This window comes from Povalibacter sp. (assembly GCF_036735925.1).
Lineage (GTDB): Bacteria > Pseudomonadota > Gammaproteobacteria > Steroidobacterales > Steroidobacteraceae > Steroidobacter.
On record NZ_DAINNK010000145.1, the window covers coordinates 1 to 5,149 of the forward strand.

Below are 5,149 nucleotides of genomic sequence, written 5' to 3' on the forward strand. Positions count from 1 at the left end.
GCTCTGTACCTTCTCACCCCATCTGCCTGCGACTGGCGCCGCAACCGCCCTTCATGCACCAGATACTCGAGATGCGCGAGCGCCTCGCCGAGACCCAGGAACAGATGCATGCCGGCAAGCTGGCGGCGGAACATGAGCGGCAGCAACTCGGCCGCCGCCCTCGGTTCCGCGCAGGCGGCGACGAGTTTCGTCAGCTGCTCCCGATGATGCTGGGTGAGATCGTCGATGCGCGCCTGCAAGCCGCGAAACGGCACGCCGTGCGATGGCAGCACCAGCGTCTCGGCCGACTGCGTCCGCAGTCGCTGCAACGACGTCAGGAAGGAATGCAGCGGATTGCGATCGATGCTGCGGAACGTGATGCTGATGTTCGACGAGATCGTCGGCAGCACCTGATCGCCGCTCACGAGCAACTGCGCGCGCTCGTCGGCGAGACACAGATGACCGTCGGCGTGGCCGTTGGTCTGCAGTGCCTGCCAGCAATCCAGATCGCCGCCGAGTCGTTCGCCGTCGGCGATGAAGCGCTCGACCGGCGGCAGGCCGCTCGCGAGACCCGCCAGCCGCGCCGATGAGAACAGCGGCGTGAGACTCGCCGTGTCGGCGATGCCGTTGGTGCGGAAGAACGCTTCGATGATGTCGCTGTTGTCGATGAACTCGCCGCTCAGCATCTGGCGCGCCTGCTCGTGCGTGCGGCGCGACATCCACACCGGCAGTCCGAAACGTTCGTGCAGCCAGCCGGCGAGCCCGATGTGATCGGGATGGATGTGCGTGACGAAGACGGCGCGCAGCGGCTTGCCGCAGGTCGCCGCGATCCGTTCCCACGCCGCCTTGCCCGCGTTCACGGCCATGCCGGTATCGACGACGACGTAGCCATCGCTGCGTTCCAGCAGCCAGACGTTGATGTGGTTGAGATCGATCAGCAGCGGAATCCGGCTCCATAGAACACCGGGCGCGACTTCGACACAGGCGCCGGGCTCGGGCGTCGCGACATCGACGTAGCGCAGCCGCTGCGGTGCGGACGCATAGCTCTCGCCTTCGGCAGTCACGCCATCGGCGGTCCTTGCGGGGGGATCTCGGGTCATCGGCGACGTATCATGCAGCCCTGTTTTACCGAGCCGGGATTCTGCCATGCCCCATCGTTCGCGTCCGACCCTGCTGCTGATCCTTGCGACGCTGGTGTGTATGCAGCCCTCGTTGGGGAAAACCCTGTCCGACAGATCGGAGCGCGCCCTCGTCGCCCAGGTGAAATCGCAGCAGGACGCCTCGGTGGCGCTGCTGGAAAAAGTCGTCAACATCAACAGCGGCACCATGAATTTCGCCGGCGTTCGCGCCGTCGGCACGGTGTTCGAGCCGCAGTTCCAGGCGCTGGGCTTCCAGACCCGCTGGGTGGAAGGCGCCGCCTTCGGTCGCGCGGGGCATTTGGTGGCGGAGCGCAAGGGCAAGGGCTCGCACATTCTGCTGATCGGACATCTCGACACGGTGTTCGAACCCGACAGCCCTTTCCAGCGCTTCGAGCGCGTCGACGAGAACATCGCGCGCGGTCCGGGCACGGCCGACATGAAAGGCGGCATCGTGGTCGCGCTCGCCGCATTGAATGCGCTCAGGCAGGTCGGTGCGCTCGATCGCGTGCAGCTCACCGTCGTTCTGCATGGCGATGAGGAAGATTCGGGCGCTCCGCTGTCGGCCGCGCGTGCCACGCTCATCGAGGCGGCAAAGGCAGCGGATATCGCCATCGGCCTCGAGAATGCCGCCAACGATCCGGGCACGGCGGTCACGGGACGGCGCAGTTCCGGTCGCTGGCAGATCACGGCGACGGGGAAGACTTCACACTCGTCGCAGGTGTTCACCGACGAAGTCGGCGCGGGCGCGATCTACGAGATCGCGCGCATCCTCAACGGCTTCTATACGCAACTGCGCGGCGAGGAACTGCTGACGTTCAATCCGGGCCTGGTCATCGGCAGCACGCAGGTCGAGTACGTGCCGGAGCCGCTGCAGGGCAAGGCCTCGGGCAAGGACAACATCGTCGCGCCCATTGCGATTGCGTCGGGCGATCTGCGTGCCATCACGCCGGAACAGATCGCCCGCACGCAGGAGAAAATGCGCGCCATCGTCGCGCAGCATCTGCCGCAGACCTCGGCGGAGATCACGTTCGATGAAGGCTATCCGCCGATGGCGCCGACGCCGGGCAATGCGAAACTGCTGGGCCTGTACGACAAGGTGAGTCAGGACCTGGGCTTCGGTCCGGTCACGGCGGTGAATCCGCGTCGTGCTGGCGCCGCTGACGTGTCGTTCGCAGCGGATCACGTGGACATGGCCATCGATGGACTGGGCCTGCTGGGCGGCGGTTCGCACACGCCGACGGAATTTGCGGATCTGCGCACGCTGCAGATTCAGGCGCAGCGGCTGGCGGTGCTGCTGTATCGACTTGGGAAGGAGTGATCGAGTCTCTCTTCCTGTGGGGCCGGCTTCAGCCGGCTACTCCGGAGTCAGGCTAAAGCCTGACCTACAGCCTGACCTACAGGAAGAAGTCAGCCGACCATCTGCTCGGGCAGCAGCAGGTCCGTGTCATGCGTGAGCTGCCCGCCGGACGTCTGGCCCATCAGGTCGACGACGCGTTCGCCGCTGCGCAGGACGAAGCTGTTGCCCTTGCGCTGCTTGGCCACTTTCTTCACGTGCGCGAGCAGATTCGCGATGGCGTCGGCACTGGTTGCGCCGACGGTCGCTGAATCGAGCGCGGCCACCGAGACCGTGAGCAACGGAAATTCCTGCACGTTGCCGTCGCGATCCGTCGCGGTGAACTTGCCGGCGGCGGACTGTTCGGGCGAATAGAAACCGTTGACGGTGGCGGAGAACTGCTCCAGCACGCGATTGACGCGTTCGCGCCAGTCGGCGCAGCGCATCACCACGACGAAGTCGTCGCCGCCGATGTGGCCGATGAAATCCAGTCGCGCGGAAAAATGACTCTTCAGCAGGCCGCTCAGGTGCAGGATCACCTGGTCGCCCTGCGCGTAGCCGAATACGTCGTTGTAGGGCTTGAAGCTGTCGAGATCGAAGTACGCCACGACGAAGCGGCGCTCCGCCTCGATCAGCCGGTCGACGCAGTTGCGGACCGCGCCGTTGCCGGGCAGCAGCGTCAGCGGATTGGAATGCTTCGCCGTCTGCAGCTGCTGCTCGGTGATCAGGCGCAGCAGGTCGATCGTCTGCCCGAGGCCGTGATACAGGCCGTCGCGCGTGATGACGAATTCTTCGGTCAGTCGCATCTTGCCCTTCTGGGTCACGAGCCGGCTGACCTGTTCCAGTCGCAGCTGGCCGTCGATCAGCAGCGTCGGCGATTCCATGACCGCAGAGACGGGCTTCTTGTTGTAGATCTCCGGATGCAACGGCCGGGCGAGCAGCGCGAACAGATCGTTGCGACGTACCACGCCCACCGGCCGGCCGTCGCGCACGACGGCGAGCGTCTGCTGTTCCGGCGATTGATGGAACAGGTCCGCCACTTCGACGACCCGCATCTCGGGCGACACCGGCGGCACATGGACGGCAATGTGATCGGCACACAGCGCGCTGGTGACGCCGATGGTGCGGTCCAGCGACTCGACCTGCTGCAACACCACCATCGGCGCGGCATTCGGGCGGCCGAACAGGTTGCCCTGCAGACGATCGACGCCGAGGTCGACCAGTTCGCGACACTCGCGTTCGGTCTCCACACCCTCGGCGATCACGCGGCAGCCGATCGCGCGACCGACATCGAGAATGGAGCGGACGAATTCCAGCTTGGTCTTGTCGGCATCGATGCCGCTGACGAAGTAGCGGTCGATCTTGACGAAGTCGGGCTTCAGTTCGGACCAGGTGCGCAATCCGGAGGAACCGGCGCCGAGGTCGTCGATGGCGATCGAGCAACCGGCCTCGCGCAGGCCCTGCAGGGCCGAACGCAGCCGGGCGTAGTCATCGAGCAGGCTTTCTTCCGTGAGCTCCATGACGCAGCGATTCGGTGCGAGCCCGGCTTCGTGAGCATGGCGCAGAAAGCGGGCGGCGAAATCGGGAGTCTCGTAGATGCTGTCGGGCGAGACGTTGATGAACAGCTGCCCGGCGACGCGCGCGGCGACAAAGCGCCGGAACGCGTTCTGCATGCAGACGAAATCGAGTTCGACCTTGACGCCGGCACGGCGCGCGGCCTCGAACAGGTTCTGCGGCGAATGCAGCCAGCTGTCGGACGGTCCGCGGGCCAGCGATTCGAAACCGCAGATGCCGCGCGAACGGGGATCGATGATGGGCTGGAACAGGGTCGCAATGCGCCCGTCGCGCATGAGCTCGGTCAGCTCATACGTCGAGGCATCCAGCCGGCGCAGGCGCAGCGTGGGTGAATCAGGGCGAGAATCGGACATGGCTCGGACAACGGCCGGCGGTGTCCGTAAGTTAACGACCCCACCAATAGAGGTCTGAGAACCCCATCGCATCGGGGTTCGCCTGAATGAGGGAAAACCCTCTTCCTTCAGAATATGTGAAGGGGAGCACAGGACAGTGGCCGGCTGGCGACTGGTCCCTGGCGGGAGAACTGGCGACCGCTCCGGCCAGCAGCCAGTCGCCAGGAGCCCCTTCTTCAGCGCTTCATCGCGTCGAAGAACTCGCCGTTGGTCTTCGTGTCCTTCATCTTGTCGATGAGGAACTCGATCGCCGCCAGTTCGTCCATCGGATGCAGCAGCTTGCGCAGGATCCAGATCTTCTGCAGCTCGTCCGGCGAAGTGATGAGTTCTTCGCGACGCGTGCCGGAGCGGTTGATGTTCACGGCCGGGAACACGCGCTTTTCGGAGACGCGACGGTCGAGGTGGATTTCCGAGTTGCCGGTACCCTTGAACTCTTCGTAGATCACGTCGTCCATGCGCGAGCCGGTGTCGATCAGCGCAGTGGCGAGAATCGTCAGCGAACCGCCTTCCTCGATGTTGCGCGCCGCGCCGAAGAAGCGCTTCGGACGCTGCAGTGCGTTCGCATCGACACCGCCCGTCAGCACCTTGCCGGAACTCGGCACGACGGTGTTGTAGGCGCGCGCGAGACGCGTGATGGAGTCGAGCAGAATGACCACGTCGCGCTTGTGTTCGACCAGGCGCTTGGCCTTCTCGATCACCATTTCCGCGACCTGCACGTGGCGCGTCGCCGG

The 5,149-nt window shown here is 65.1% G+C and carries 4 protein-coding genes; 1 reads left to right on the top strand and 3 read right to left on the bottom strand.

The features are described 5' to 3' along the window. The coding region (locus V7D81_RS22845) for an MBL fold metallo-hydrolase (RefSeq protein WP_324320666.1) at positions 1–1,079 on the bottom strand (1,079 nt) is incomplete at its 3' end. A gap of 46 nt (positions 1,080–1,125) precedes the next feature. On the opposite strand from V7D81_RS22845, the gene V7D81_RS22850 reads away from it, so the two are divergent. Further along, complete coding sequence (locus tag V7D81_RS22850) at positions 1,126–2,436, top strand: M20/M25/M40 family metallo-hydrolase (protein WP_324320668.1); 1,311 nt, start codon at positions 1,126–1,128, stop codon at positions 2,434–2,436. A gap of 89 nt (positions 2,437–2,525) precedes the next feature. Here the strand turns inward: V7D81_RS22850 and V7D81_RS22855 are convergent, their stop codons facing one another. Both V7D81_RS22855 and rho read right to left on the bottom strand, forming a co-directional pair. After that, positions 2,526–4,379: a bifunctional diguanylate cyclase/phosphodiesterase gene (locus V7D81_RS22855; RefSeq protein ID WP_324320670.1), complete on the bottom strand. Its 1,854-nt coding sequence runs from the start codon at positions 4,377–4,379 to the stop codon at positions 2,526–2,528. A 215-nt stretch (positions 4,380–4,594) separates the two neighbouring features. Continuing rightward, a partial coding sequence (gene rho / locus V7D81_RS22860) for a transcription termination factor Rho (protein ID WP_324320672.1) occupies positions 4,595–5,149 on the bottom strand: 555 nt, incomplete at its 5' end.

Excerpts from the sequence above, each read along its gene's own strand:
- V7D81_RS22850 (WP_324320668.1), top strand. The coding sequence starts at position 1,126 with ATGCCCCATCGTTCGCGTCCGACCCTGCTGCTGATCCTTGCGACGCTG.
- V7D81_RS22855 (WP_324320670.1), bottom strand. The coding sequence starts at position 4,379 with ATGTCCGATTCTCGCCCTGATTCACCCACGCTGCGCCTGCGCCGGCTG.